The sequence below is a fragment of the Pseudomonas sp. Teo4 genome, from assembly GCF_034387475.1.
Taxonomy (GTDB): Bacteria; Pseudomonadota; Gammaproteobacteria; order Pseudomonadales; family Pseudomonadaceae; genus Aquipseudomonas.
Genome location: NZ_JAXCIL010000001.1, coordinates 828,966 through 854,186 on the forward strand (window position 1 = coordinate 828,966; position 25,221 = coordinate 854,186).

At 63.6% G+C, this 25,221-nt stretch carries 25 protein-coding genes; 11 read left to right on the forward strand and 14 right to left on the reverse strand.

What is annotated here, in order from left to right; genetic code table 11:
- Nucleotides 1–62: 62 nt before the first annotated feature.
- A complete protein-coding gene (locus PspTeo4_RS04100) occupies nt 63–395 on the reverse strand; it encodes a hypothetical protein (protein WP_322362453.1) in 333 nt (110 codons plus the stop codon).
- Between the two features lie 313 nt (nt 396–708).
- The gene (gene ampC / locus PspTeo4_RS04105) at nt 709–1,857 is read right to left on the reverse strand and encodes a class C beta-lactamase (RefSeq protein ID WP_322362454.1); all 1,149 of its coding nucleotides are present in this window, start codon (nt 1,855–1,857) and stop codon (nt 709–711) included.
- 120 nt (nt 1,858–1,977) lie between these two features.
- Between ampC and PspTeo4_RS04110 the strand changes: the two genes are divergently transcribed.
- Entirely contained in the window at nt 1,978–2,967 is a 990-nt protein-coding gene (locus PspTeo4_RS04110) for a bile acid:sodium symporter family protein (protein WP_322362455.1), read from the forward strand.
- Here PspTeo4_RS04110 and PspTeo4_RS04115 read toward each other — a convergent pair.
- On the reverse strand, nt 2,964–3,557 hold the full coding sequence (locus PspTeo4_RS04115) for a DUF4157 domain-containing protein (RefSeq protein WP_322362456.1): 594 nt from the start codon (nt 3,555–3,557) through the stop codon (nt 2,964–2,966). The two genes, PspTeo4_RS04110 and PspTeo4_RS04115, sit on opposite strands and share 4 nt — an antisense overlap.
- On the reverse strand, nt 3,544–4,107 hold the full coding sequence (locus PspTeo4_RS04120) for a TetR/AcrR family transcriptional regulator (protein WP_322362457.1): 564 nt from the start codon (nt 4,105–4,107) through the stop codon (nt 3,544–3,546). The genes PspTeo4_RS04115 and PspTeo4_RS04120 overlap by 14 nt, the downstream gene beginning before the upstream one ends.
- Before the next feature lie 90 nt (nt 4,108–4,197).
- On the opposite strand from PspTeo4_RS04120, the gene PspTeo4_RS04125 reads away from it, so the two are divergent.
- Nucleotides 4,198–4,929, forward strand: a complete 732-nt coding sequence (locus PspTeo4_RS04125; protein ID WP_322362458.1) for an SDR family oxidoreductase — start codon at nt 4,198–4,200, stop codon at nt 4,927–4,929.
- Nucleotides 4,930–4,955: 26 nt separating this feature from the next.
- On the forward strand, nt 4,956–5,546 hold the full coding sequence (locus tag PspTeo4_RS04130; RefSeq protein ID WP_322362459.1) for a 2-hydroxychromene-2-carboxylate isomerase: 591 nt from the start codon (nt 4,956–4,958) through the stop codon (nt 5,544–5,546).
- Here PspTeo4_RS04130 and PspTeo4_RS04135 read toward each other — a convergent pair.
- The 5 genes from PspTeo4_RS04135 to PspTeo4_RS04155 all read right to left on the reverse strand — a co-directional run bounded on the left by PspTeo4_RS04135 (nt 5,543) and on the right by PspTeo4_RS04155 (nt 9,346).
- Nucleotides 5,543–5,839 carry a hypothetical protein gene (locus tag PspTeo4_RS04135; RefSeq protein ID WP_322362460.1) on the reverse strand — a complete coding sequence of 99 codons (297 nt, stop codon included), beginning with the start codon at nt 5,837–5,839 and terminating at the stop codon, nt 5,543–5,545. The genes PspTeo4_RS04130 and PspTeo4_RS04135 overlap by 4 nt on opposite strands.
- Before the next feature lie 8 nt (nt 5,840–5,847).
- On the reverse strand, nt 5,848–6,393 hold the full coding sequence (locus PspTeo4_RS04140; protein ID WP_012314247.1) for a cupin domain-containing protein: 546 nt from the start codon (nt 6,391–6,393) through the stop codon (nt 5,848–5,850).
- A gap of 79 nt (nt 6,394–6,472) precedes the next feature.
- Complete coding sequence (locus tag PspTeo4_RS04145) at nt 6,473–7,678, reverse strand: MFS transporter (RefSeq protein ID WP_322362461.1); 1,206 nt, start codon at nt 7,676–7,678, stop codon at nt 6,473–6,475.
- Nucleotides 7,679–7,763: 85 nt separating this feature from the next.
- A complete protein-coding gene (locus PspTeo4_RS04150) occupies nt 7,764–8,297 on the reverse strand; it encodes a cytochrome b (protein ID WP_322362463.1) in 534 nt (177 codons plus the stop codon).
- Nucleotides 8,294–9,346: a catalase family peroxidase gene (locus PspTeo4_RS04155; RefSeq protein ID WP_322362464.1), complete on the reverse strand. Its 1,053-nt coding sequence runs from the start codon at nt 9,344–9,346 to the stop codon at nt 8,294–8,296. Before PspTeo4_RS04155 ends, PspTeo4_RS04150 begins: the two co-directional genes overlap by 4 nt.
- A 124-nt stretch (nt 9,347–9,470) precedes the next feature.
- Between PspTeo4_RS04155 and PspTeo4_RS04160 the strand changes: the two genes are divergently transcribed.
- Complete coding sequence (locus tag PspTeo4_RS04160; protein ID WP_322362465.1) at nt 9,471–9,992, forward strand: sigma-70 family RNA polymerase sigma factor; 522 nt, start codon at nt 9,471–9,473, stop codon at nt 9,990–9,992.
- A complete protein-coding gene (locus tag PspTeo4_RS04165) occupies nt 9,989–10,741 on the forward strand; it encodes an anti-sigma factor (RefSeq protein ID WP_322362466.1) in 753 nt (250 codons plus the stop codon). The genes PspTeo4_RS04160 and PspTeo4_RS04165 overlap by 4 nt, the downstream gene beginning before the upstream one ends.
- A gap of 69 nt (nt 10,742–10,810) precedes the next feature.
- Here PspTeo4_RS04165 and xthA read toward each other — a convergent pair whose 3' ends face one another.
- A complete protein-coding gene (gene xthA / locus PspTeo4_RS04170) occupies nt 10,811–11,623 on the reverse strand; it encodes an exodeoxyribonuclease III (protein WP_322362467.1) in 813 nt (270 codons plus the stop codon).
- 162 nt (nt 11,624–11,785) lie between these two features.
- On the opposite strand from xthA, the gene PspTeo4_RS04175 reads away from it, so the two are divergent.
- Genes PspTeo4_RS04175 through PspTeo4_RS04185 form a run of 3 tightly spaced genes read left to right on the forward strand, consistent with a single transcriptional unit; the run spans nt 11,786 to nt 17,890 of the window.
- The gene (locus tag PspTeo4_RS04175) at nt 11,786–12,436 is read left to right on the forward strand and encodes a GNAT family N-acetyltransferase (RefSeq protein WP_322362468.1); all 651 of its coding nucleotides are present in this window, start codon (nt 11,786–11,788) and stop codon (nt 12,434–12,436) included.
- Between the two features lie 40 nt (nt 12,437–12,476).
- On the forward strand, nt 12,477–14,219 hold the full coding sequence (locus PspTeo4_RS04180; RefSeq protein ID WP_322362469.1) for an autotransporter assembly complex family protein: 1,743 nt from the start codon (nt 12,477–12,479) through the stop codon (nt 14,217–14,219).
- Nucleotides 14,219–17,890, forward strand: a complete 3,672-nt coding sequence (locus PspTeo4_RS04185; protein ID WP_416196897.1) for a translocation/assembly module TamB domain-containing protein — start codon at nt 14,219–14,221, stop codon at nt 17,888–17,890. Before PspTeo4_RS04180 ends, PspTeo4_RS04185 begins: the two co-directional genes overlap by 1 nt.
- 116 nt (nt 17,891–18,006) lie before the next feature.
- On the opposite strand, the gene PspTeo4_RS04190 is transcribed toward PspTeo4_RS04185, so the two are convergent.
- Nucleotides 18,007–18,375: a Mor transcription activator family protein gene (locus PspTeo4_RS04190; protein WP_322362471.1), complete on the reverse strand. Its 369-nt coding sequence runs from the start codon at nt 18,373–18,375 to the stop codon at nt 18,007–18,009.
- 458 nt (nt 18,376–18,833) lie between these two features.
- Between PspTeo4_RS04190 and PspTeo4_RS04195 the strand changes: the two genes are divergently transcribed.
- Nucleotides 18,834–19,022: a hypothetical protein gene (locus tag PspTeo4_RS04195; protein ID WP_023380111.1), complete on the forward strand. Its 189-nt coding sequence runs from the start codon at nt 18,834–18,836 to the stop codon at nt 19,020–19,022.
- Between the two features lie 36 nt (nt 19,023–19,058).
- Here PspTeo4_RS04195 and PspTeo4_RS04200 read toward each other — a convergent pair whose 3' ends face one another.
- The gene (locus PspTeo4_RS04200) at nt 19,059–19,433 is read right to left on the reverse strand and encodes a fe2+ zn2+ uptake regulation protein (RefSeq protein ID WP_322362472.1); all 375 of its coding nucleotides are present in this window, start codon (nt 19,431–19,433) and stop codon (nt 19,059–19,061) included.
- Between the two features lie 197 nt (nt 19,434–19,630).
- Here PspTeo4_RS04200 and PspTeo4_RS04205 point away from each other — a divergent pair, with 197 nt between their 5' ends.
- A complete protein-coding gene (locus PspTeo4_RS04205) occupies nt 19,631–21,943 on the forward strand; it encodes an acylase (protein WP_322362473.1) in 2,313 nt (770 codons plus the stop codon).
- A gap of 111 nt (nt 21,944–22,054) precedes the next feature.
- Here the strand turns inward: PspTeo4_RS04205 and lpxH are convergent, their stop codons facing one another.
- Both lpxH and PspTeo4_RS04215 read right to left on the reverse strand, forming a co-directional pair.
- The gene (gene lpxH, locus PspTeo4_RS04210; protein ID WP_322362474.1) at nt 22,055–22,777 is read right to left on the reverse strand and encodes a UDP-2,3-diacylglucosamine diphosphatase; all 723 of its coding nucleotides are present in this window, start codon (nt 22,775–22,777) and stop codon (nt 22,055–22,057) included.
- Complete coding sequence (locus PspTeo4_RS04215) at nt 22,774–23,274, reverse strand: peptidylprolyl isomerase (protein ID WP_322362475.1); 501 nt, start codon at nt 23,272–23,274, stop codon at nt 22,774–22,776. The genes lpxH and PspTeo4_RS04215 overlap by 4 nt, the downstream gene beginning before the upstream one ends.
- Nucleotides 23,275–23,510: 236 nt before the next feature.
- On the opposite strand from PspTeo4_RS04215, the gene PspTeo4_RS04220 reads away from it, so the two are divergent.
- The gene (locus PspTeo4_RS04220; RefSeq protein ID WP_322362476.1) at nt 23,511–25,214 is read left to right on the forward strand and encodes a glutamine--tRNA ligase/YqeY domain fusion protein; all 1,704 of its coding nucleotides are present in this window, start codon (nt 23,511–23,513) and stop codon (nt 25,212–25,214) included.
- Nucleotides 25,215–25,221 lie beyond the last annotated feature (7 nt).

Below are 25,221 nucleotides of genomic sequence, written 5' to 3' on the forward strand. Positions count from 1 at the left end.
AGTTTAACAGGCATGAAAAAGCCCGGCCGTTGCCGGCCGGGCTGAAGCAGCGGTGCGTTCGATCAGTTGATCGAATCGATCACCTTGATTGCCTGCCGCTCGCGGGCGGCGGGCCATTCTTGTTGCAGGGTCTGCAGCACGCGGCCAACGAAGTCGGTGTCGGCTGCGGCCTTCTTGCCAACGTAGCCCTGGCCACGGCGGTAGACCTTGAAGCGGGCGCGCATGCTGGGCAGGTGCGCTTCGAATTCATCTTCGACAGTGTTGGGCGGCAGACGATCGAGGCGAACCTCACCGGTCTGGCTGACCCACAGCAGGTGGTCGTCGAGGCTGTCCTTGCGCGCGGCGAACAGCTGGGACAGTTGGTCGATTGTGGGATTGTTGTTCAAGTTCATCATAAAGCCCCCATTACCTATTGATTGTGATTTTCACAGTTGGCGCCACCTCGGTGTAGCGCACTACCACGGCTGCTACAGCAGCATCGCAACAGGGGCTTTCTCACGCTGCCTTTTGGACAGTTCCCTCTCCACGGACGGCCTGCGTTACCGCGCAGGCCGTCTGGAACACCCTTGCCACCGCTCCCGATCGGGGAGACGGCCTCATCATGCCCAAGGCAGATGAACGGCGTCAACCGTTTTGTAGTGAATATTTTTTAGCACTACATCTTGTCGGACAATCCGCTCGTGCAGGCCTTTCCAAGGGCGACGAAGGTCAGTGCGTCGAGCCGGACAGAATCTGCCAGGCGGCCCGCACCCGCGCCTCGTTGGGGTAGTTGCGGTTGGCAAGCAGCACCACCGCCAAGCCTTCGGAGGGAATGAAGACCGCATAGGCACCAAAGCCATTGGTCGAGCCGGTTTTGTTGTACCAGGCCTTGCGCAGGGCGGGGCGGGCCGGTACCAGGCGCTGAGTGGCCTGTGGTTCGCGGATCAGCTGGGGGCTGTTGCCGTCGACCAGGGTTTGCAGGGCGGCCGGGTAAGGGTAGCGCTCCCAGCCCAGGCCCTGTGTCATGGCGCCGACCTGGAAGTAACCCGCCTGGGTGATCGCGGTAGCCTTCTGCAGGGCAGGGGACAACGTTGAGGGCTGCATGTGCAGACGCACGTAACGCAGCAGGTCGGTGGCGCTGGTCTTGATGCCGTAAGCCGGGTCGGCATAAGGGCCGGGGTTGACCCGAACGGGCCGGTCTTCGGCGTCATAGCCCTGGGCGTAGAGGCTGCGGGCGCTGGGGGGAACCTGCAGGTAGGTGTGCTTCAGGCCCATTGTTGCCAGTAGGCCCTGGGTCATCAGTTGGGCGAAAGGCCTGTGCTGGGCACGTGCTGCAAGGTCGCCAAACAGGCCGATGCTCGGGTTCGAGTAGCAGCGCTGGGTGCCGCGTTCACTGCGTGGCTGCCACTGGCGGAAGAACGCCAGCACCTGCTTGGACGTCTGCACATCGTCGGGGAATTGCAAAGGCAGGCAGTCGGCGCTGTAGGCGCCAAGCTCAAGCACGCTGGCTTCGCCCAATGGTGTTCCGGCCAGGGCCGGCTGATAGCGGCGTGCCGGCGCGGCGAGGTCCAGTTTGCCTTCGGCGCTGGCCAAAGCCGCCAGGGTGGCGGTGTAGGTCTTGCTCAGCGAGCCGACCTCGAACAGGGTGTCGGCACTGACCGGCGTGCGCGCGGCCTTGTCGGCCACGCCGAAGCTGAAGTAGTGCGCCTGGCCATCCTGGTAGACCCCCACCGCCATGCCGGCGATGCCGTATTGCTGCATCAACGGGCGGATGGTCTCGGTCACCCGGGTTTGCAGGGCGTCGTCGGCCTGGGCCGTGGTGTGGAGCAGAGCAAGGCTGGTGGCGGCAAGCAGTGCGGCCTGGCGAAAGCGTGACATGGAGCGGGTCCTTTGCGACGGGGTGTCCGTTCGGCGATACCGGAGGGAGTTCCGGCGTTAGCGGGAAAAAGCCCAAGACCTTATCGTCTGCCCTTGCACAATGACAAGATGGAGCCTGTGATGAAGTACTTGCGCATGTTATTCGACAATTTCACCCTGGCCTTGCTCGGGGTGGTGTTCATTGCCACCGTGCTGCCCTGCTCGGGTGACGGCGCCTTGTACTTTGGCTGGCTGACCAACCTGGCCATCGGCCTGCTGTTCTTCCTCCACGGCGCCAAACTGTCGCGTGAGGCCATCATTGCCGGTGCCGGGCATTGGCGTCTGCACCTGCTGGTGTTCTCCTGCACCTTCGTGCTGTTCCCGCTGCTGGGCATGGCCTTCAAGCCGTTGTTCGTGCCGCTGGTAGGCAATGAACTGTATCTGGGCGTGTTGTACCTGTGTGCTTTGCCGGCCACGGTGCAATCGGCTATCGCCTTCACCTCGCTGGCCCGGGGCAATGTACCGGCGGCCATCTGCAGCGCGGCGGCTTCCAGCCTGTTGGGTATTTTCCTCACGCCATTGCTGGTGATGATGCTGCTGGGTGCCAGTGGCGACACCGGTTCGGGCCTGGACGCGGTGCTGAAGATCACCTTGCAGCTGCTGGTGCCATTCCTGGCCGGCCAGGTTGCCCGCCGCTGGATCGGCAATTGGGTCAAGCGCAACGCACGTTGGCTCAAGCTGGTGGACCAGGGCTCGATTCTGCTGGTGGTCTACACCGCGTTCAGCGAGGCCGTGGTCACTGGTTTGTGGCACACCGTTTCGCCGCAGCATCTGGCGGGGTTGTTCGCGGTGTGCGGGATTCTTCTGGCCGTGGTGCTGCTGGGCACTCGTCTGCTTGGCAAAGTGTTGGGCTTCAACCTGGAGGACCGCATCACCATTCTGTTCGCCGGGTCCAAGAAGAGCCTGGCCACCGGCGTTCCGATGGCTCAGGTGCTGTTCGTCGGCAGCGGCATCGGGGCGATGATCTTGCCGTTGATGCTGTTCCACCAGATTCAGCTGATGGTCTGTGCGGTGCTGGCGCAACGGTACGCCAGCCGCGAAGTAGTGGGTGAGGCGGTCACCAACAGCTAGCGTGCTTGCCCGGAGCTTCGTTTGCGCAGCGTTTTTTCCACTTCAGCCTCGATCTTGTAAGCCGGCGCTTCCAACTCGTCGTAGTTGCGTGTGTAGCGCCGCGCGAACTCTTCCACACCCAGTTGCTGATACTGCTGCACGTGCTTGAGTTCGTGCGCCCACAGCGCCACGTTGTCCTCGGCATCGGTCGTGTGGCGGAAAATGATGGTGTCGATGAGGGTTACCGCGTTCACGTCCGGGTTTTGCAACAGGGCATTGGCGGCGCTGACTTGCTGCTCATCGCCCACCCGGTAGCGAGCGGCGTCAAGCACGGCGAAGTCGTACCAGGGCTCCAGCTGCACGCGGATATGCAGCGGAATGGGCTGGGTGCCGTTGGCCGTCGCTTCATCGCGCGCTTGCTGCAAGGCGAAGACCAGGCTGCTGGAGGCAAGGACTTCGACGTCCTTGAGAATCTGCCCGGCTTGCCCAGGGTCGATCGGCGCGCAAAAGCAGCCCATCAGGCACACCTGGTATTGCCCTGCAGGGCAGGCTTGTTCGGCGAATGCGGGGGCAGACAGCACAAGGCCAAGCAAAAGACTAGTGAGCTTCATTCAAGGCCTTGTCGACGAAGGTGCGGTTGGCGTCCAGCACCTGGGTTTGCACGGTTTCACTGACCATCATGCGCCCGACCACCAGGGCGCCTACGCACTGGCTGATCAACACCCAGGCCAGTTGCGGGTCTTGCAGCGTTTCGCTCCAGGCAGTGTGCAGGGCCACCAGCCAGTGCTCGGCCTCTTCTCGCACCTGAGGCTCGGCGCGGGCAATTTCAACACCCAGCGGTGGCAGCGGGCAACCCCCCTCGGCATTGTGCAGATGAGCCAGGCTCAGGTATTGCTCCAGGCAGCGGCCCAGGCGTGCCTTGCTGGCGCCTTGATTGGCCAGGCGGGCCAACGGGCTGTTGCTCAATTCCTGGCGGACCACCTCGGTGAACAGGTCGTCCTTGGAGGGGAAGTGATTGTAGAACGCGCCGCCGGTCAGGCCGATGGCCTTCATCAGCCCGGCCACGCCGGTACTGGAGAAGCCGCCACGCTTGGCCAGTGCGCCGCTGCTGGCCAGCAGTCTTTCACGCGTCTGTTGCTTGTGTTCGGTGGAGTAGCGCATCCAAAAACCTCCGCGCCCTGACTTGACGATGGGGGTGATCATAACATAGCGTTCGTTTACTAAATGATCGTTCACTAAAGGAGGCTGGGCGTGACAGAACAACAAAAAGTCGTGCTGGTGATCGGTGCCGGCGATGCCACGGGTGGGGAGATTGCCAAGCGGTTCGCCCGCGAGGGATACACGGCCTGCGTCACCCGGCGCCAGGCCGAAAAACTGCAACCACTGGTGGATGAGATCCGCGCCGCGGGTGGCCAGGCCTATGGTTTTGGCTCCGACGCCCGAAAGGAACAAGAAGTGGCGGAGCTGATCGAGACCATCGAACGTGATATAGGCCCAATCGAGGCATTTGTCTTCAACATCGGCGCCAATGTGCCGTGCAGCATTCTTGAAGAAACACCCCGCAAGTATTTCAAGATCTGGGAAATGGCATGCTTCGCAGGTTTCCTTACCGCCCAGGCGGTCGCCCGCCGCATGGTGACGCGTGAACGGGGCACGATCCTGTTCACTGGCGCCACGGCAGGTACCCGAGGCGCAGCCGGGTTCGCCGCTTTCGCCGGGGCAAAGCATGCCTTGCGTGCCCTGGCCCAGAGCATGGCCCGTGAGTTGGGGCCGCGGAACATTCACGTCGCCCATGTAGTGGTCGATGGCGCTATCGACACCGCGTTCATTCGGGACAGTTTTCCCGAACGCTACGCCCTGAAGGACCAGGACGGCATCCTGGCCCCTGCGCACATCGCCGATAGCTACTGGTTCCTGCATGCCCAGCCAAGGGACGCCTGGACCTTCGAACTGGACCTGCGCCCGTGGATGGAGCGCTGGTAATCCCTCTGTCGATCAAGGAGTTCTACATGGGCAAGACTGTCGAGTTTTTCTTCGATCTGGGCAGCCCGGCCAGCTACCTGGCCTGGACCCAACTGGCGGGCATCTGCGCCCGTCACGCTGCCGAGCTTCGCTACCGGCCAATGTTGCTGGGCGGCGTGTTCCAAGCTACCGGCAATGCGTCGCCGGCCATGATTCCGGCCAAGGGGCGCTACATGTTCACCGACCTGGGGCGCTTCGCCGCGCGCTACGGCGTGCCGTTCGCCATACCGCCGGGTTTCCCGATCAATACGCTGAACCTGATGCGCGGTTTGCTCGGCACTCAACTACAGGCCGCCGAACGCTTCGAGGCCTTGCTCGAGGTGCTGTTCACCGGGCTGTGGGTGCATCAGCGCAACCTTGGTGACGGTGAGGTACTGGAAGCAACGTTGCGCCAGGCAGGTTTCGACCCTGGCCAGTTCCAGGCCCTGGCCGCCGACCCGCAGGTGAAGGCGACGCTCAAGCAGGTGACTGAGGAAGCGGTGGAGCGAGGCGTGTTCGGTGCACCGACCATTTTTGTCGATGGGCAGATGTACTTCGGGCAGGACCGCCTGGACTTCGTTGAAGAGGCGCTGGGTTAATCGGCCAGCAGCTTTTCGAGCTGGGTGCGCTCCCAAAGGCTGAGCAGGTCAGTGGGGTTGCTGCCATAGCGTTGCCAGTCCTCCAGACCGGCCTGCAGGCCGTCGGGAGACTGGCAGCGGACGCACAAGGCCAGGCCTTCGGCGTCCAGGGCCAGGGTAAGCTGCCAGCCGTCGATGGCCACTTCGACCAGGCCGTGCCCATCACGCGCACGGACCTGCAGCGTATGAACGCCGAGGGCCGCCTCGCGCAGGCACTGGTAAATGGCCCGGGTGTGCAGGTGCTGGCTGGGCACTGGCGCGGTCAGAAGTTGGCCGGGGTGTTGGCGCTGATGATCTCGGCCTCGTCCTGGCCGATATTCTTGAAACTGTGCGGCAGGGTGGTGGGGATGTAGTAGCCATCGCCAGAGTTGAGCACGCTCACCTGGCCATCGACCCACAATTCTACGGTACCACGGGTGACCAACCCGCATTCCTCGCCTTCGGCATGCACGATCGGCTCGCCCGAGTCGGCGCCGGGTGCATACAGCTCGCGCAGCATGCGCATCTGGCGGGCCTCGACGCTGGCGCCGACCAGCAGCATGCGCAGGCCGTTGCGGCCCAGGTCTGGCTGCTCGCTGGCGCGGAACACGAAGCGTTCCTCGCGCACCGGCTCGTCGAAGCTGAAAAACTCCGCCAAGGTCATGGGGATCCCCTCGAGCAGTTTTTTCAGGGAACTGACCGAAGGGCTGACACGGTTCTGTTCGATCTGCGAGATCGTCGAGTTGGTCAGGCCGCTGCGGCGGGCCAGTTCCCGTTGGGAGAGGTTGTTGCGTTCACGCACCAGTTTGAGTCGTGTCCCCGTGTCCATAGCCGCCTTGTAATCAGAGGTGTAAAAAATAATGGGCGACGCATTAAAGCACACTCTGCGGGCTTGCGCGCTGTGCTTCTCAGCTGCGTTGGTCGCGGGGCATTGGCCATAGCCCGACCAGCAGCAACAGCGCGGCAACTGCCAGGAACGGCAGGCGCGGATCGAGTGCGTATACCAGGGTGCCTGCCAATGGCCCGATCACCGCGCCCATGCCTTGGGCCGCGCCAATGGAGCCGGCCGTGGCGCCCTGTTCCGAGGCTTTCATGGCATTGGCTGCCAGCGCGGAAAAGGACGGGAACACAAAGCCCATGCCGGCGGCAGCGACGAAGTAGCAGCCCCACAGCCAGGGCGCGCTGGTGGCCAGGGCGCCACAAGCAAAGCCCAGCGCCGAGACGCTGGCGCCAACCCGGATCATTTTCAGCGGCGGCCATTCCAGCTGGCGCAGCGCGAACTGCGACAGGATCAGCGCCACGCCCACGGTGGTCAGGGCAATGCCGGCGGCCTGTGCCGCTTGCGTCGGGCCCAGGTGCAAACGGTCGAGGGCGAAGAAGCCGACGATGATTTGCGAAACGGTCACGCTGAGCATGGCGCTGAACGCTACCAGCAAAGGTCGGCGCAGACGTGGGTCGGTCAACCGCACCGGGCTTGGCGCATGGCTGTGGGCCAGCGGTTGCGGCTTGAGCTTGAACAGCAGCACGAGGAACGCGCTGGCAGGCAGCAAGGACATGATGTGAAACGGCAGGCTCAGGCTATGGCGTGCCAGCAGTGCAGCGACTGCCGGCCCCAGCACCAGGCCCACGGCATTGGCGGCGCCCAGCGAGGCCATGGCCCGCGCCCTGCGTTGCGGTTCGACATGGTCGGCGATCAGCGCATTGCCGCCCACTGGCAGAGCGGCGTAGAACGCGCCGATCAGGCCACGGGAAAGCATCAGGCCGATAAATGCCACACTTGCGCCCGGCAGCCAGCGCAGGGCGCCTTCGACGAACAGGCACAACAGCCAATAGGCCAGGGTGAAGCCCGCAGTGCCCAGCAACAAGATGTGCCGGCGGCCGAGGCGGTCGGCGGCACGGCCCCAGGGGCGAGCGAGCAACACCCAGACCACACCCGCCACGGTCACGGCCGCGCCAGCTTGCCAGGTGGCCATGCCCAACTGCCGGGCAATTGGCCCGATCAAGGCCACGAAGGCCATCATCGACATGGTGCAGGCCATATTGGCCAGCAGTAGTGGGCGCAGGTCGAGGGTGCGTGTGGCACTCAGCGCGGCAGTGTCCTTTGCGACAGTCATTGGGCAGTCCAGGCAGGGTCAGCTAAAAGGTCGATCTTATTAAGAACGTTTATCGTTTGTCGAACCCAGCCTGGATCACGCGGTTTCATTCGCTGCGGCGCAGGGGGGCTGGCCACATGCTACGCAACACGCCGTCCCGACGCACCAACGCATGCATCAATGCTGCCCCCAGGTGCAGCACCACGGTGGCGAACAGCAAGTATCCGGCCCAGCCGTGGGCTTGGCGCAGCACGGCATACAGTTGCAGGTCGTGTGGGGCGATGGCGGGCAACTGCAGTGGGCGTGGGTAACCGCCCGCCGACAGCATGGCCCAGCCCAGCAGCGGCATGGCCAGCATCAACGCATACAGCAGCAAGTGCGAAGCCCCGGCAGCGAAACGTTGCAGCGGCGGCAGGTCGCTGGGCAGGGGTGGGTGAGGCCGGCTCAGGCGCACGCCGATGCGCAGCAGCACCAGTGCCAGCAAGGCGAGGCCGGTCGCCTTGTGCAGTTCAACCAGCAACGGGTGGCGGGTCGACAGGTCGGCGACCATGCTCACGCCAATGAACAGCATGGCCACGATCAGCACTGCCATCAGCCAGTGCAGCAGGCGGGCCAGCGGGTGGAAGGCTTGAGGTTTCATGGGCGGACTCCGGTGCTCAGGGATTCGCGGCTGCGACGGTTGAATGACTCCGAATAAGCGGCCGAACGGGCGGCGAGAATCGGGTCGGCGGAGGGCTCGATGCCGCTCGGCAGAATCAGAGGGTCGAAGTTCAGGTCGCGACAGGCACCTTGTTCGGGGGCCTCGACCTGCTCGATGACCAAGGTGCCAGCATCGACGCTACGCCGTTGCGCAGGCCATGGCTGGGCAGGGTTGTCCACCGCGTCGCCGGGTTCGGCCAGCACCAGGCGCAAGGTCCAGCGCAAGGGGCCTTGGGCCAGGCGTTGTTGCAGGTCGTGTTGCAGGAACTGCTTGTCATCGACCTTGCCTGGCAGGGCGGCGAATGCTGCCTGTGGTTCCATCTGCCAGCGCACCGGGTGACCCACGCCTTTTGCATCGATCAGGCGAAAAGCGTTGATGCTGTGGTACTGGGTGCTGGCAAAGCTGTCGCTGGGTGTGTAGCTGGCGGCCCATTGCCGGAAGGCGGCGCTTTCGGGGTGGGCGGCGAAGAAGGCTTGCAGCCTCGCCGGGTCGGGCTTGCCGGTGGCAGGGTCTGGCGCCCCGGCCAGCACCTGTTCATAGAAGCCTTGTGGCGTGCTCACCGCCAGCACCGGTGGGTTGTTCATCCCGGTGCGCCAGAGCTGGCCGTCGTCGGTGCTCAACTGCAGCGCCAGGCTGCGCACCGGCACGGCTGTGTCCGGGGCGAAGGGATTGGCGCCACCGATGGCGAAACGGCCGATGACCGGTACCCGCGCCTGGCTGAATACCCGAGCCGTGGACAGTGTCGTTGCCTGGCCGCTGGCCTGGAAGTAGCCGCTGACGCACAGGCCTTTTGCGTGGTTCTTGCGGTAGCCGGGGTAATGGCCAGCCTGGGCTTCGAACGTATCGATGATGCGTTGTGGAGTCAGTGGCGGCCCGCCGATCCAGCCGGCGGCATAGGCAAAACCTGCGCCCATGGCCAGCATGATGGCGCCGATGGCGGCCAGCCGCAGTTGCTTGGCGGGGCCGTGCAAGGGTGAGTTCATGGTCATCGTCCGGTGCAGTTGAGGTGCCGGTACGACGGGGCAGGTAAGCGTTTATTCCCGGCGAGGGAATAAATTGTGTGGCCAAGCGTCTGCCCCCTACACTGACCATCCCAGGGGCCGGATGACTTCCATGCACGATCTGGACGAACACCAGTGGCGCGAGCTGCTTCAGCGCCTGCGCCGCTTTGCCATCTGGCTGACCCGCGAGTCCGGCAGCGCCGACGACCTGGTCCAGGCCACCGTCGAGCGCGCCCTGAGCCGCAGCAGCCAGCAGCGCGACGCCGACAGCCTGCGCGCCTGGCTGTTCACCATCCTTTATCGACAGTTTCTCGACGGCAAGCGCCGAGACCGCCTGCACGCGCGCTGGCTGTCCTGGTTTGGCCGCGCCGAGGCGCAGGACGAACCAGTCGGCGGCGACCTTGAAAGCATCGTCCTGGCCCAGGCCGACCTGCAGGCCTTTGCCCGGTTGTCGGCCGAGCAGCGTGCGTTGTTGTTGCTGGTCAGCGTCGAGGGGCTGAGCTACAAGGAAGCCGCCCAGGCGCTGGGGATTCCGATTGGCACCGTGATGTCGCGCCTGTCGCGCGCCCGTGCCGCGTTGCGTGAACTGACCGAGGGCAACCCGCAGCCCCCGGCCTTGCGGAGACTGAAATGACTCGCTTGATTCCCAGTGAGGACGAACTGCACGCCTACGTCGATGACCGCCTGGAGCCGTCACGGCGGGCCGAAGTGCAGGCATGGCTGACGGCCAACCCGCAGGAGGCGGCGCGGATAGAGGCCTGGCGCAGCGATGCCCGGCGATTGCGGGCGGCGTTGGCCGGCTTTGCTGAATCACCTGTAAGCGCGCAGCTGGACCTGGCCCGGCTGCGACGGCGCTTGCGCCAGAAGCGCCAGCGCCGCTGGGCTTCGGCGGCAGTGCTGGTGCTGGCGATTGGGCTGGGCGGCGTAGGTGGCTGGCAGGTTCGGGAGGTCACTTTGGTGGATGGTAGCTTGCCCATGGCCGATGCCGTGCAAGCCCATCGCCTGTTCGCCGCCAGCGAAGCGCTGGACATCCAGGCCAGCGACCCGGCGCAGCTGCGTGAGTGGCTCGGGCGCCACTTCAACCGGGTAGGGCAGTTGCCGGACTTGGCCGGTTACGGGTTCAAGCCAGTGGGCGCGCGCCTGCTCAGCAACGAGCAAGGGCCGGCGGCCTTGCTGGTGTTTCAGGACCGTGAAGGCCAACGTATCAGTCTGTTTCTACGCTCACCGGGCGAGCGCTTCGAGCGCATGCCGGATGGCCAGCGCACCGACGGGCGTCTGGAGGCGCGGTACTGGTCACATGGGGCTTACAACTTTGCACTGGTCAGTGCAGCGGACGATGCGCGGGGGGCAGGGGTTGGAGAGGCGTTGCGCCTGGGGTTGTAGCAGGGGCGGCGGTTTTGTGGTGTATAGGCAGGCCCCATCGCCGGTTTGCCGGCGATGGGGCGTTGCGAATCAGCTCAGTTCAAGCCAGATCGGCGCATGGTCCGAAGGCTTTTCCATACCACGCAGTTCGTAGTCCACGCCTGCGGCCTTGATACGCGGCACCAGGGCTTGCGAGGCCATGATCAGGTCGATGCGCAGCCCTCGTTTCGGGTCATCTTCAAAGCCGCGGCTGCGGTAGTCGAACCAGCTGAAACGGTCGGCCACCTCCGGGTGCAAGTGGCGGAAGCTGTCCACCAGGCCCCAGCCCTTGAGGCGCTCCATCCACTCGCGCTCTTCAGGCAGGAAGCTGCACTTGCCGGTCTTGAGCCAGCGCTTGGCGTTGTCCGGGCCGATGCCGATATCGCAGTCCTGGGGGGAGATGTTCATGTCGCCCATTACCAGCACCGGCTGGTCATTGCGGAACTGCCCTTCAAGCAATGCTTGCAGGTCGCCGTAGAAGCGCTGTTTGGCCGGGAACTTGGTGGGGTGGTCGCGGCTTTCACCCTGGGGGAAGTAGCCGTTCATGATGGTGATCGGGGTGCCATCGGCATCGGCGAAGGTGCCCCAGATGAACCGACGCTGGGCATCTTCCTCATCGGTGGCGAAGCCCTTGAACAGGCTAAGTGGCGCCTGGCGCGAGAGCAGCGCGACGCCGTAGTGGCCTTTCTGGCCATGGAAGTGCACGTGGTAGCCCAGTGCCTGGACATCCGCCAGGGGGAACTGATCGTCGCTGACCTTGGTTTCCTGCAGGCCGATCACGTCCGGCTGGTGCTTTTCGATCAGTGCCGCCAGTTGGTGGGGGCGGGCACGCAGGCCGTTGATGTTGAAACAGACGATCTTCATGGAAAGACAATCCTGGTAAAAGGCCGGATGCTAGCCGACATCGGCCTTCTCCACCAGCGTGGCAGCCTCGGGGTGGCGCTGCTAACGTGCTGGAGGGGGTGAACGATGTGCACAGAACCACCTCCAAGGCTCTGAACGCCCATTCCAGGAGGACCGTCCGCAATGTCCGAAACCACTGACGCCAAGGCCCGTGTCTGCCTGCTCGATGGCGGCTACAGCCGCGAGGCGCGCTCGCTGCTGTACAACGCCTACCGCCACGAGCCCACCTTCGGTTATGTGTTCGAGGGGCAGCGGCCGGGCTACGAGCGGCGGCTGCGGGTAATGGTGCGCGAGTGGGTTCGTCAGCACTTTTATCTGCAACTGCCTGCCATTGGCCTGTTGCTGGATGACCGTCTGATCGCCCTGGCCCTGATCGTGCCGCCGCAACGACGCTTGGGGGTTGCCGACAGCTGGGCCTGGCGAATGCGCATGATGCTGGGCACCGGGCTGCGCTGCACGCGCCGCTACATGGAGTACCAGGCCGCATTGGCCAACTGCCTGCCGGCTGCCAGGGTGCATGTGCTGCCATTGTTGGGGGTGCATCCGCAGTTCCAGGGGCGGCATTACGGTGAACAATTGTTACAGGCCGTGCACGACTGGTGCGCGGATGACCCGAATACGCACGGTGTGGTGCTCGATACCGGCAATGAACACTACCTGGCGTTTTATCAACGGCAGGGGTACGAGGAAATCGGCGAGGTCGCTGTAGGGCCTATCCGAGAAAGGGTGTTCTTTCATCCCAATCCTGTTTCATCAAGAATGACAGAGGCCTGAACGCCTCCCTTGAAGGCCTGGCTCTGGTAGCATGCGCCGCATGACGTATTCAGGAAGATTGACCTGGGGCCTGATTTTCTGGGTCGCCAGTTTCGCAGCATGGGGCCAGAGCGAGTTGCTGGTGAAGGTCAAACCGGCCAACAAAGCGCTCAAGGCCAATGTCGAAGGCTATATCGGTAATCTGGGTGACCGCGACGAAGAGGCGCTGCTGCGCTTCAGTCGTGGGGCGCAGGAGCAGGCGCGCAAGGCCGCGCAGGCACTTGGCTACTATCAGGCGCAGATCGACACCGAGGTCAAGCCGCCTGCCAAGACCGACCAACCCCCGCAATTGATCATTCACATCGAGCCCGGTGAACCTGTGCGCTTGCGTAATGTGACCGTGCGCATCGAAGGGCCCGCCAGCGAAATGAAGGCGTTTCGCATACCTGACAGCCGAGCGCTGCGCCCGGGGGAACCCCTCAACCACGGCCACTACGAGGATGCCAAGCGGCTGATCCAGAACCAGGCCTCACGCTATGGGTTCTTCAGCGGGAAATTCAGCCGCCAGCGCCTGGCGGTCGACCCCCAGGCTGGTGTGGCCGACATCGAACTGGTGTACCAGAGCGGCCCGCGCTATCGCCTGGGTGCGGTGAAGTTCGGCGGAGACACACCGCTGGATGAAGACCTGCTGCAGCGCATGGTCTCGTTCAAGCCGGGCACGCCCTACGATTCCGAACTGGTGGCCGAACTCAACAATGACTTGCAGTCCAGCGGCTACTTCGAAGGCGTGCGGGTCGACGCGGCGCCCACCGCTGCCGTGGGTGAAGACATCCCGGTCGATGTCCATCTGCAAACCCGCAAACCACGCACCATGGGCCTGGGCCTTGGGTTCTCGACCGACGTCGGCCCGCGTGGCAAGGCCAACTGGACACGCCACTGGGTCAACCCGCAAGGCCATAGCTACGGCTGGGAAACCGAGCTATCGGCCCCTCGGCAGAACGTTGGCCTGTGGTACGACATTCCCCTCGACCCACCGCTGACGGACAAACTGCGGTTTGCCGGTGGCTATCAGAATGAAGAACTCGCCGGAACCGACACCCTCAGCAAGCTGCTGACCGTCGGGCCGGAATGGCACAGCAAGTTGCCCAGTGGCTGGCAACGGGTCATCTCGCTCAAGTATCAACGTGAAGAGTACCGGTTGGGCGATGACTCGGGCCTGAGCAACCTGCTCATGCCAGGGGTAAGTTTTTCCTACCTGCGCAGTGACAACCGCATCGACCCGCACAACGGTTACCGCTTGCAGCTCGATGTGCAGGCGGCCAAGGAAGGGCTGGTGTCGGACACCAACCTGTTGCATGGCAACGTGCTGCTCAAGGGCCTGACCACCCTTGGGCACAACCACCGCTTCCTGGGCCGTGTGCAGGTCGGCGGCAGCGCCACCAACGGCTACAAGAACAACATTCCACCGTCGTTGCGCTTCTTCGCCGGTGGCGACCAGAGCGTGCGCGGTTACGACTACCAGAGCCTGTCGCCGAAAAACAGCGATGGCGACAGGATTGGCGGGCGCTATCTGGTGGCTGCCAGTGCCGAGTATCAATACTCGCTGGCCGAGAAGTGGCGTGTGGCGACCTTCATCGACCAGGGTAATTCGTTCAATACGCTGGAGCTGCCCAGCCTCAAGACCGGCGTCGGCATCGGTGTGCGTTGGGTCTCGCCGGTCGGGCCGCTGCGCCTGGACCTGGCCAGGGCGCTCGATGACGATGGCGGTTTCCGCCTGCACTTTTCCATGGGGCCTGAGCTGTGATGCGTGTGTTGAGAACCGTTGTGCTGAGCCTGCTCGCCATCGTGCTGCTGGTGGCCTTGGCGCTCGGCGCGTTGCTGGGCAGCGAAGCCGCCGGCCGTTGGTTGCTGGGACAGGTGCCTGGGCTTGAAGTCACGGATTTCCAGGGGCGCCTGGGCGGCAGTTGGCAGGCCAGCCGGGTGCTCTGGAACGATGCTGGTAACCGTGTCGAAGTGCAGGCACCGGTGTTGTCGTGGTCGCCCGCCTGCCTGTTGCGTGCCACGCTGTGCATCGATGAACTCAAGGCTCAACGGGTCGATATGGCCTTTGCGCCGAGTGAGGCTCCGCCCGACAGCAGTCCGGTGCAACTGCCGATGTTGCGCCTGCCGATCGCGATCGAGCTGGGAGTGGTGGAGGTCGGGCAGTTGCGCCTGGATGGCAATGATCTATTGGGCGACCTGCAACTGGCAGCCCACTGGACAACCGCGGGGCTTCGCATCGACCGCCTGCAAGTGCAGCGGGACGATCTGCATCTAGCCCTGCAAGGTAATCTTCTGCCCGAAGGCGAATGGCCGTTGCAGCTTGAAGGCCAGGTGCAACTGCCTGCTGTAGAAGGTCAGGCTTGGCAACTGGCGTTGACCGCCAAGGGCGATTTACAGCAAACCCTCGAACTGGATGCGACCAGTACTGGCTACCTCAATGCGAGGCTGACAGGCGAACTGCAGGCGCTTGCCGAGCATCTGCCCGCCAAGCTGCAGATCCGTTCCGAGGCGTTCAAACCGACCGCCTCGCTTCCAGACACGTTGCAATTCAACCAGCTCAAGCTGGACGCCGAAGGTGATTTGCTCAAGGGTTACCAGTTGTCGGGTTCGGCCAGTTTGCCAGCGGAGCAAGCACCGATCGCGCTGCTGCTGGCAGGAAGAGTGGATGCCAAGGGGGCAAGGCTCGACGCCCTGGACCTGACCTCCAGTGAAACCCAGCGGTTGAAGCTCAGTGCCAGCGCCGACTGGCAGAATGGCCTGCAGGCCGATGCCCAGCTGGACTGGCTGGACTTCCCCTGGCTACGTCTGTACCCGTTGGAAACCCCGCCGCAGGTCAGTCTCAAGCGCTTGAACGCACGGGTGCATTACCGCGACGGCAGCTATCAAGGCACCTTCGAGGGTGACCTTGATGGCCCGGCAGGTGCGTTCACCCTGGTCAGCCCGTTCGAAGGCGACCTGAGCCAGGTGCGGCTGGCGCAACTGGAACTGGTGGCAGGGCAGGGTAAAGCGACCGGCAACGTCGGCGTGCGCTTCGCCGACACGCTGGCATGGGATGTCGATCTGCAGCTGTCGGCGCTTGACCCGGCCTATTGGCTCGCCGAACTGCCCGGCACCCTGGCAGGCCCGTTGCGCAGCAAAGGTGAAATGAAAGGCGAGCAACTCACGCTCGATGCCCAGCTGGATCTGAAGGGCCGCCTGCGCGGTCAACCTGCTGTGCTGAAGGTGGAGGCTCAGGGCGCTGGCCAAAGTTGGACATTGGGTGCCTTGGCGGTGCAACTGGGTGACAACCGTATCACTGGCAGCGGCAGCCTGCAGCAGCGCCTGGCCGGGCGGGTTGACCTTGACTTGCCGCGTCTGGGCCAGCTTTGGCCAAGGCTTCAAGGCCAGGCCAAAGGCCGGCTGGATGTCAGTGGCACGCTCACGGCCCCCCAGGGCACGCTGACCTTGCAAGGTCAGCAGCTGAGCCAGGCGGAAAACCGTATTCAGCGTCTGGACCTTGACGCACGGTTGGATAACGCCCAGCGCGGAGTGATCGACCTCAAGGCCAGCGGCATCCGCCTGGGTGATACATCGCTCGGCACGCTGCAGGCCAATGGCAAAGGAGACGTTCGCCAGCAGGCACTGACCTTGGCGCTGGATGGCCCGCAATTGAAGCTCGACCTGGGCCTGGATGGCCAACTGAACAAAGGCGACTGGCGTGGCCGGCTGGCCAGTGGGCGGGTCCAGGCCGGTGGCCAGGACTGGCAACTGCAAGCCCCGGCGCGCCTGCAGCGTCTGGCCAATGGTCAGCTGGACTTCGGCGCCCATTGCTGGCGCTCTGGCCAGGCCAGCCTGTGTGGCGAAGACCAGCGCCTGGCACCTGAGCCGCGCCTGCGTTATCACCTCAAGCAGTTCCCGTTGGACAGCCTGGCCCAGTGGTTACCCAAGGATTTTGCCTGGCAGGGCCTTCTCAATGCCGACGTTAATCTGGATGTCCCGGCCAGCGGCCCCAAGGGCAGCATCAGTGTCGACGCCAGTGGCGGCACCCTGCGCGTACGTGACAACGGTCGTTGGGTCGACTTTCCCTACCAGGCTCTGCGCCTGGAAAGCACGCTCGCGCCGCGGCGTGTCGACACTCGTCTGGATTTTCGTGGCGAGCGCCTGGGTGAGTTGAACATCACCACGCGCCTCGACCCATTGGGCAAGGACAAGCCGTTGTCGGGTGATTTCCGCCTGGCGGGCCTGGACCTCTCGATCGCCCGGCCATTCGTGCCCATGGTCGAACGGCTGGCCGGGCAGTTGAACGGCAGCGGTCGGCTTTCCGGCACCCTGCTGGCACCACAAGTCAACGGCAACCTGATGCTCAGCGCAGGCGAGGTGAGCGGTGGCGAGCTGCCGGTGAGCCTGCAGGACTTGTCGCTGCAGGCCTTGATCGCAGGTGAACAGGTGCAGCTCAATGGCGGCTGGCGCAGCGGTGCCGCAGGCCGAGGACAACTTTCCGGGCACCTGACCTGGGGCCAGGCACTGGGCATGGACCTGCGCGTGCAGGGCCAGCAGCTGCCAGTTACGGTTGAGCCTTATGCAGAGCTGGAAGTCGCGCCAGACCTGAATATACGCCTGCTCGACGACAGACTGGCGGTCACCGGCAAGGTGTTGGTGCCCAAAGGCAAGATCACCGTGCGCGAGTTGCCCCCGTCGACGGTGAAGGTGTCGGACGACACGGTCATCGTCGGTCACCAGACCGAGGAGGGCAAGGCGCCCATGGCCGTTGCGATGGACATCGACGTCGAGGTCGGGCGCGAAAAACTCTCGTTCAGCGGCTTTGGCCTCACCGCCAACCTGCTGGGCCATGTGCACATCGGCGACAACCTGGATACCCGTGGCGAATTGAGCCTGGCCGACGGCCGTTACCGCGCCTACGGCCAGCGCCTGACCATTCGCCGTGCGCGCTTGCTGTTCGCAGGCCCGATCGATCAGCCGTATCTGGACATCGAAGCAATCCGCAAAGTGGACGATGTGATCGCTGGCATCCGCTTGAGCGGCAGTGCCGAGCAGCCGACCACCCAGGTGTTCTCGGAGCCTGCGATGAGCCAGGAGCAGGCGCTGTCCTATCTTGTACTGGGTCGCCCGTTGGGGGCGTCCGGCGAGGACAACAACATGCTTGCCGAAGCTGCCTTGGGTCTTGGCCTGGCGGGTAGCGCCGGGATCACCGGCAGTCTGGCTTCGAGCCTTGGAATCGACGATTTCCAACTCGACACCGAAGGCTCGGGAACCACTACCAGTGTGGTGGCCAGCGGTAATCTGACCGAGCGTTTGAGCCTGCGCTACGGGGTGGGGGTGTTTGAGCCGGCCAATACCATCGCCCTGCGCTACAAACTGAGCAAGAAGGTCTATCTTGAAGCCGCCAGCGGGCTGGCAAGCTCGCTGGACATCTTCTACAAGCGGGACTTCTGAGCGCCACCGTCAGTGGGGGGCGCTTCGGTGAACTCGTCGGGGACAGGTGCGGAGTGCGCCTTGCGTGCGGGTACAACCCGTTTGGTGTATTGCTCGATTGCCCCAGCACCGGCCCCTCAGGCCTGGCGACGGATATTGCCGATCTGGCGCAGGCTCAGTCCGTATTTGTCGGCGAGCAGGCTGCGTGACAGGCCATCGGCGCTTTCTTTCTGGATTTGCAGGTTTCGCAGTTGCCGCAGGAAGTGATCTGCCTTGGGGATTTCCAACGCAACACCAGCGAAGCGTTTGATCAAGGCGTCCAGTGCCTGCTCCGGCAATACATCCGCAAGCTTGGTGCGTTCGCGATGCTTGGGGATGTACTTGGGCCTGCCGCCGTAGGTGCAGGTCAAACGGTAGGCATTTTCAATGCCGATGCATTCGATCAGCGATTGGAGTGAGTGCGGTAATTGGCTGATATCAATGTAACTGAGGTCTAGTGAATCCATGTGGGGCCCCCTCGGGTTAGGTGGGATGCGCTTCTTGAACATCCAACGCTGCAGCTTTGCGATTCCTGCCGATCCGTAGTGGATGGCGTGACTGGATTTTCAGATAGAGGCCATTCGACCCGCTAGGCGCCAAGCGGACTGAGCGTTGTAGTCTAGGGGAGCAGCAGTTGCAGGCAGCGATTTCGCTGGTTGTAGGAGAAGGCTTCAGCATTGCTCTGCAGGCCTTGATTTTCCGACGGTCCTCACGCTCATTAATACGTTGCTTGTCGATACCTTCAGCCGCACGGGTACGCGCTGATCAAATTGGCGCCGCGACGAAGGGCATGGGTGGGCAGTGCAGTGAGGGGGGGGCGCTGGGCCTTGTGCCACGAAGGAAATGCAGCGCTTATGCAGGCTGGCGTTGTATCATGGCCGCGGCTCGTTGCGAGCCATTTGCCTCTGGTTGCAAGGAACCTTCGATGACACATGTGCAGCGCCTCAAATACTCCCTTCTGATCATTCTGGTGGTGTTGGGCCTCATGCTTGGCCTGTCTCACCTGCAAAAGGAAGGGGTAATCAGCGAGCAGACGTTCCAGGTGTGCGCCATCGTCATTGCGGTGGTCGTGGTGGTCATCAACGGGATACTGCGGCGCAAGGTCAAACCCTGACCCATGCCGGCCGGCCAGCCCTGGCCGGCCATGGGCTCAACGCGCGGAATGCTGTTCCAGCACTGCGCGGGCCTGGGGGTCGAGGCTGTAGCACTTGTCGACGCCCAGGCAGATCACACCTTCGGCGCATAGGCGCTTGAGCACTTCGCGGACACTCAAGAAAGAAAGCGGGATGTCCAGTTGCTCAAGCTGTGCGTGCACACCTCGCACGCCGATGCTGCGGCCATTGCGGTCGGCCGTGTGCAAGGCGTCGATCACCTTGAGGCGGATCAGGCTGGTACGCAGGCCGTAACTGCGCAGCAACTCGCGAATCTGCTCGTTGCCAACGCGTTCATCCCCGCCGACGACCTGTTCCTTGGGCGCCTTGACCGGCGCATGCCCGGTCTGCATCGTGGGTTGCGGGTGGTACATGTGAATGCTCCTTTTCGTGGACTTTCCCGAAATATGGGTGCCTCACTTACTAGGACGAATGAGAACGGCAAATCTGCAGCCCTGGGGTGAAAAAATTTGCCTTGTCCTGTTCAAGACGTTGGACGGGTGGGCATTGCGTAAAATTTTCATCGAGCCATTCGTCTGATCGGGATGACCCCTGAATCCGAGGAATGCCCGTGTTCACACTTTCGCGTCCACTGACCTGTGCCGGCCTGGCGGCAGCCCTGGTCGGCTTCAGTCTTGCCGCACAGGCTCGGGATACCGGCAACGACGCCAGCGCGCAGATCCGCCGTACCAGTTTCGGTGTTCCGCACATCCTGGCCAAGGACGAGCGTGGCCTGGGCTATGGCATAGGCTACGCCTACGCCCAGGACAACTTGTGCCTGTTGGCGAACGAGGTGCTGACGGTCAATGGCGAACGCTCCCGTTACTTCGGCGCCAAGGGCAAGACCGTGGAGCAGCGTGACAACCTGACCAGTGACCTGTTCTTTACCTGGCTCAACACGCCGTCAGCGGTAAACGGCTTCCTGCAGGCCCAGCCGACAGCAGTGCGTCAGTTGCTGGAAGGCTATGCCAGTGGCTACAACCGTGCCTTGGGTGAGCGGCGTGCCGCTGGCTTGCCGGCTGAATGCGGAACGGCAGAATGGTTGCGCCCGATCACCAGCCTGGACCTGGTCAAGCTGACCCGCCGGCTGTTGGTGGAGGGCGGTGTAGGCCAGTTCGCTGAAGCCTTGGTAGGCGCGCAGCCGCCGAAACTGGCGAGTCAGCGGGTCGATGCGAATTTTGGTGCGGCGTTGGCCCAGCAAGCGCGCTTTGCTTCGGAACGCGGCAGCAACGCCGTGGCAATCGGTGCGCAGCGTTCTGCCAATGGCCGCGGCCTGTTGCTGGCCAACCCGCATTTCCCCTGGGTGGGGGGCATGCGCTTCTATCAGATGCAGCTGACCATTCCTGGCCAGCTGGATGTCATGGGGGCTGCGCTGCCGGGGTTGCCGGTGATCAACATCGGTTTCAACCGACACCTGGCCTGGACTCACACCGTCGATACCTCCAAGCATTTCACGCTTTACCGGTTGCAGCTGGACCCCAAGGACCCGACTCGCTACCTGCTCGATGGCCAGTCACTGCCACTGGCACGGCAAGCCGTGAGTATCACCGTCAAGTCCGAAGACGGCACCCTGAGCCAGGTGGAACGTCAGGTCTACGCCTCGAAGTTCGGGCCGGTGGTGCAGTGGCCGGGCCGGCTCGACTGGGACAGCCAGGCGGCCTACAGCCTGCGCGATGCCAACCAGGACAACACCCGCGTGCTACAGCAGTGGTACCAGATCAACCGCACAGGGAGCCTGGATGAACTCAAGGGTTCGGTCGCCAGCCTGCAGGGCATTCCTTGGGTCAATACAGTGGCAGTGGATGCCGCAGGGCGGACGCTGTACCTCAACCAGTCGGTTGTGCCCTACGTCGATCAGGAGCTGCTGAGCCAGTGCAGCAACCCGGCAGCCCAAGGGCCGTTGGTGGTGCTGGACGGTTCACGCAGTGCATGCCAGTGGAAAGTCGATGCCCAGGCGGCCCAGCCAGGCATTTTCCCGGCACGCCTGCTGCCGAGCCTTGAGCGCACCGACTTCGTGCAGAACTCCAATGACCCCGCCTGGATGGCCAACCCCGGCCAACCGTTGACCGGTTTCTCGCCTTTGGTCAGCCGCAGCGACCAGCCGCTGGGCATGCGCGGGCGTTTTGCCCTGGCGCGTCTGCAAGGTACGGCGAAGGTTGGTGTCGACGACCTGCAGCGGATGGTGACCGATGACGAGGTCTATCTTGCCAGCCTGGTGCTGCCTGACCTTTTGCACTGGTGCAAGGATGCGCAAGCCGACGTGCAGGCGGTGTGCGCAAGCCTGGCAGCCTGGAATGGCAAGGCCGATGTGAACAGTGGCATGGGCCTGGTGCATTTCGAAAACATCATCGAGACGTTGGCCGAGCACCCGCAAAGCTGGCGGGTTGCTTTCAACCCGGCAGACCCGCAGCACACGCCGCGCGGGCTGGCCGTCGAGCAGGCAGCGGTGCGCAAGCTGGTGCACGACGCAGCGCTGGCCTCGTTGCAGGCTGTTGCGCAAGCCGGGGTAGGGGAGGACAGCCGCTGGGGGCAGATCCAGCAGGCGGCCGATGGCACGTCGGTGCCCGGTGGGCCGCAGGGCCTGGGTGTGTATAACGCGATCTACAGCGTGCCCCATGGGCCGGGCAAGCGCCTGGTGGTCAGCGGCACCAGCTACCTGCAACTGGTCAGTTTCACTGAGCAGGGGCCGCAGGCCCGTGGGTTGCTGGCGTTTTCGCAGTCCAGTGAAGCGGGTTCGGCGCATTCAAGCGACCAGACCAAGGCATTCTCGGCCAAGCAGCTGGCGCCGATTCCATTCACCGAGGCGCAGATCAAGGCAGACCCGGAGTACCGGGAGTCTGTGATCAGCGAGCGGGACAAGGGAGTGGTGGCCGGCCAGCCTTGAGGTTTGGCCTGCGCCGGCCCCATCGCCGGCAAGCCGGCTCCTACAGGGAATGCAGTTGCTTGTGGGAGCCGGCTTGCCGGCGATGAGGTCGGAGCAGGCATGAAGGCCACCTCAGGAAAACTCGAACGGCTCCAGGGCAAACCCTTGGGCATCGACCTGCAAGGTCCAGCCCCGACGGTCCCAGTCGCCCAGTACGATGCGCCGCGCGGGCTCACCGTCCACCATCAACTTGTGAATCGCCGGACGGTGGGTATGGCCATGCACCAAGGTGCGCACACCGTGAGCCGCCATCACCTTCGGCACTTCATCGGGCGTGACGTCGACGATCTCGGTGGCTTTCATGCGGGTCTGCGCACGGCTTTCGCTACGCAGCTTGCGCGCCAGTTTCTGCCGCGTGGAAAGCGGCAGGTTCCGCAGGATCCACAGGCTCACCGGGTTGCGCAGGTAACGACGCAGTTTCATGTAGGCCAGGTCCCGGGTGCACAGGGTGTCGCCGTGCATCAGCAGCACCGGTTCGCCACCCAGCTCGATCACGCTCGGATCGGCCAGCAGCGTGCAGCCAGCGGCCTTGCAGAATTGCTGGCCAATCAGAAAGTCGCGATTGCCGTGCATCAGGTAGATTGCCGTGCCGCTGTCGCTCAGCTGGCGCAGGGCCTGGCAGATCGACTGCTGGAAGGGCGACATCGCATCGTCGCCGATCCACGCTTCGAAAAAGTCGCCAAGGATGTACAACGCCTTGGCATGGCGGGCACGACCATCGAGCAGATCAAGAAACGCCCGGGTAATGTCCGGGCGCTCTTCTTGCAGGTGCAGATCGGAGATCAGCAGGATCACTCAATGATCTCGGCTTTCTCGATGACCACGTCGTCCTTCGGTACGTCCTGGTGGCCAGCCTTGGAACCGGTGGCGACCTTTTCGATGGCATCGACGACTTCACGGCCTTCGATCACTTCGCCGAACACGGCGTAGCCCCAGCCCTGCACGTTCTTGCCGCTGTGGTTGAGGAAGTCGTTGTCGCTGGCGTTGATGAAGAACTGCGCCGAGGCGGAGTGCGGCTCCATGGTGCGGGCCATGGCGATGCTGTACTTCTTGTTCTTCAGGCCGTTGTCGGCTTCGTTCTGGATGCTGGCGCGGGTTTTCTTCTGGCTCATGCCAGCCTCGAAGCCGCCGCCCTGGATCATGAAGCCTTTGATCACGCGGTGGAACACGGTGCCGTTGTAGTGGCCGTCCTTGACGTACTGAACGAAGTTTTCGGTGGTCAGCGGCGCTTTCTCGGCGTCGAGTTGCAGGACGATTTCGCCGTGGTTGGTGCTCAGTTTGACTTTGGACATGCTGAAATTCGCTCTTTCAAGGCATTCGGAAATAGGGTGCGCAGGGCGCGGGCACTTACCTGACGCAGGATTGGGCGACCGCGACACATGACGCGCGGCGGGCATTTTTGCACGCCTGGCGATAAAACGTGCCAGTTTGTCGGCGCCCGGCTGTCAGCAGCTTGACTGCTTCGGCTATGATAGGCCCTTTGATTCAATCGGCCTACCCAGGCCGGACACGTGCATTCAAGGATCCTATGAGCAAGCCCACTGCCGACAACGCGCCCAACGCCGCTGCCAAAGGCGCTCCCGCCGTCCCTGCGAACTTCCTGCGGCCGATCGTCCAGGCCGACCTGGACTCGGGCAAGCACAGCAGCATCGTCACCCGTTTCCCGCCGGAGCCCAATGGCTACCTGCACATCGGCCACGCCAAGTCGATCTGTGTGAACTTCGGCCTGGCCAAGGAGTTCGGCGGCGCCTGCCACCTGCGTTTCGACGACACCAACCCGGCCAAGGAAGACCAGGAGTACATCGACTCCATCCAGCGTGACGTCAAGTGGCTGGGCTTCGAGTGGGCAGGCCCGGTGCGCTATGCCTCGGATTACTTCGAGCAGTTGCATGACTGGGCCGTGGACCTGATCAAGTCGGGTAACGCCTATGTTTGCGACCTCACCCCGGAACAGGCCAAGGAATACCGTGGCAGCCTGACCGAAGCGGGCAAGAACAGCCCGTTCCGCGAGCGCAGCGTCGAAGAGAACCTCGACCTGTTCGCCCGCATGCGCGCCGGTGAGTTCAAGGATGGCGACCGCGTGCTGCGCGCCAAGATCGACATGGCCTCGCCGAACATGAACCTGCGCGACCCGATCCTGTATCGCATCCGCCATGCCCACCACCACCAGACCGGTGACAAGTGGTGCATCTACCCCAACTACGACTTCACCCACGGTCAGTCGGACGCCATCGAAGGCATCACCCACTCGATCTGCACCCTGGAGTTCGAAAGCCACCGCCCGCTGTACGACTGGTTCCTGGATAAACTGCCGGTGCCGGCGCACCCGCGTCAGTACGAGTTCAGCCGCCTGAACCTGAACTACACCATCACCTCCAAGCGCAAGCTCAAGCAACTGGTCGACGAGGGTCATGTCGAGTCCTGGGACGACCCGCGCATGTCGACCCTGTCGGGCTACCGCCGCCGCGGCTACACCCCGGCTTCGATCCGCAATTTCTGCGAGATGATCGGCACCAACCGTTCCGACGGCGTGGTCGACATGTCGATGCTCGAGTTCAGCATCCGTGACGACCTGGACCGCACCGCGCCTCGCGCCATGTGCGTGCTGCGTCCGCTGAAGGTGGTCATCACCAATTATCCGGAAGGCAAGGTCGAGCAGCTCGAACTGCCGCGTCACCCGAAGGAAGACATGGGCGTGCGCGTACTGCCCTTCGCCCGTGAGCTGTACATCGACCGTGACGACTTCATGGAAGAGCCGCCGAAGGGCTACAAGCGCCTGGAACCGGCCGGTGAAGTGCGCCTGCGCGGCAGCTACGTGATCCGTGCCGACGAGGCCATCAAGGACGCCGAAGGCAACATCGTCGAACTGCGTTGCTCGTACGACCCGGACACTCTGGGCAAGAACCCCGAAGGTCGCAAGGTCAAGGGCGTGATCCACTGGGTGCCGGCCGAAGGCAGCGTCGAGTGCGAAGTGCGCCTGTACGACCGCCTGTTCCGCTCGGCGAACCCGGAAAAGACCGAAGAGGGCGGCAGCTTCCTGGACAACATCAACCCCGAGTCGCTGCAAGTGCTCAGCGGTTGCCGTGCCGAACCGTCGCTGGCCCAGGCGCAGCCTGAAGACCGCTTCCAGTTCGAGCGCGAAGGCTACTTCTGCGCCGACCTGAAGGACAGCCAACCAGGCCGTCCGGTGTTCAACCGCACCGTCACCCTGCGTGACTCCTGGGGCAGCTAAGGAATCG

Coding starts and splice junctions, on each gene's coding strand:
- PspTeo4_RS04120 (WP_322362457.1), bottom strand. CDS start 4,107: ATGCGCTACTCCACCGAACACAAGCAACAGACGCGTGAAAGACTGCTG.
- PspTeo4_RS04160 (WP_322362465.1), top strand. CDS start 9,471: ATGCACGATCTGGACGAACACCAGTGGCGCGAGCTGCTTCAGCGCCTG.
- PspTeo4_RS04220 (WP_322362476.1), top strand. CDS start 23,511: ATGAGCAAGCCCACTGCCGACAACGCGCCCAACGCCGCTGCCAAAGGC.
- PspTeo4_RS04215 (WP_322362475.1), bottom strand. CDS start 23,274: ATGTCCAAAGTCAAACTGAGCACCAACCACGGCGAAATCGTCCTGCAA.
- PspTeo4_RS04100 (WP_322362453.1), bottom strand. CDS start 395: ATGATGAACTTGAACAACAATCCCACAATCGACCAACTGTCCCAGCTG.
- xthA (WP_322362467.1), bottom strand. CDS start 11,623: ATGAAGATCGTCTGTTTCAACATCAACGGCCTGCGTGCCCGCCCCCAC.
- PspTeo4_RS04175 (WP_322362468.1), top strand. CDS start 11,786: ATGTCCGAAACCACTGACGCCAAGGCCCGTGTCTGCCTGCTCGATGGC.
- PspTeo4_RS04200 (WP_322362472.1), bottom strand. CDS start 19,433: ATGTACCACCCGCAACCCACGATGCAGACCGGGCATGCGCCGGTCAAG.
- PspTeo4_RS04165 (WP_322362466.1), top strand. CDS start 9,989: ATGACTCGCTTGATTCCCAGTGAGGACGAACTGCACGCCTACGTCGAT.
- ampC (WP_322362454.1), bottom strand. CDS start 1,857: ATGTCACGCTTTCGCCAGGCCGCACTGCTTGCCGCCACCAGCCTTGCT.
- PspTeo4_RS04140 (WP_012314247.1), bottom strand. CDS start 6,393: ATGGACACGGGGACACGACTCAAACTGGTGCGTGAACGCAACAACCTC.
- PspTeo4_RS04185 (WP_416196897.1), top strand. CDS start 14,219: ATGCGTGTGTTGAGAACCGTTGTGCTGAGCCTGCTCGCCATCGTGCTG.
- PspTeo4_RS04110 (WP_322362455.1), top strand. CDS start 1,978: ATGAAGTACTTGCGCATGTTATTCGACAATTTCACCCTGGCCTTGCTC.
- PspTeo4_RS04150 (WP_322362463.1), bottom strand. CDS start 8,297: ATGAAACCTCAAGCCTTCCACCCGCTGGCCCGCCTGCTGCACTGGCTG.
- PspTeo4_RS04155 (WP_322362464.1), bottom strand. CDS start 9,346: ATGACCATGAACTCACCCTTGCACGGCCCCGCCAAGCAACTGCGGCTG.
- PspTeo4_RS04195 (WP_023380111.1), top strand. CDS start 18,834: ATGACACATGTGCAGCGCCTCAAATACTCCCTTCTGATCATTCTGGTG.
- PspTeo4_RS04145 (WP_322362461.1), bottom strand. CDS start 7,678: ATGACTGTCGCAAAGGACACTGCCGCGCTGAGTGCCACACGCACCCTC.
- PspTeo4_RS04115 (WP_322362456.1), bottom strand. CDS start 3,557: ATGAAGCTCACTAGTCTTTTGCTTGGCCTTGTGCTGTCTGCCCCCGCA.
- PspTeo4_RS04130 (WP_322362459.1), top strand. CDS start 4,956: ATGGGCAAGACTGTCGAGTTTTTCTTCGATCTGGGCAGCCCGGCCAGC.
- PspTeo4_RS04190 (WP_322362471.1), bottom strand. CDS start 18,375: ATGGATTCACTAGACCTCAGTTACATTGATATCAGCCAATTACCGCAC.
- PspTeo4_RS04180 (WP_322362469.1), top strand. CDS start 12,477: ATGACGTATTCAGGAAGATTGACCTGGGGCCTGATTTTCTGGGTCGCC.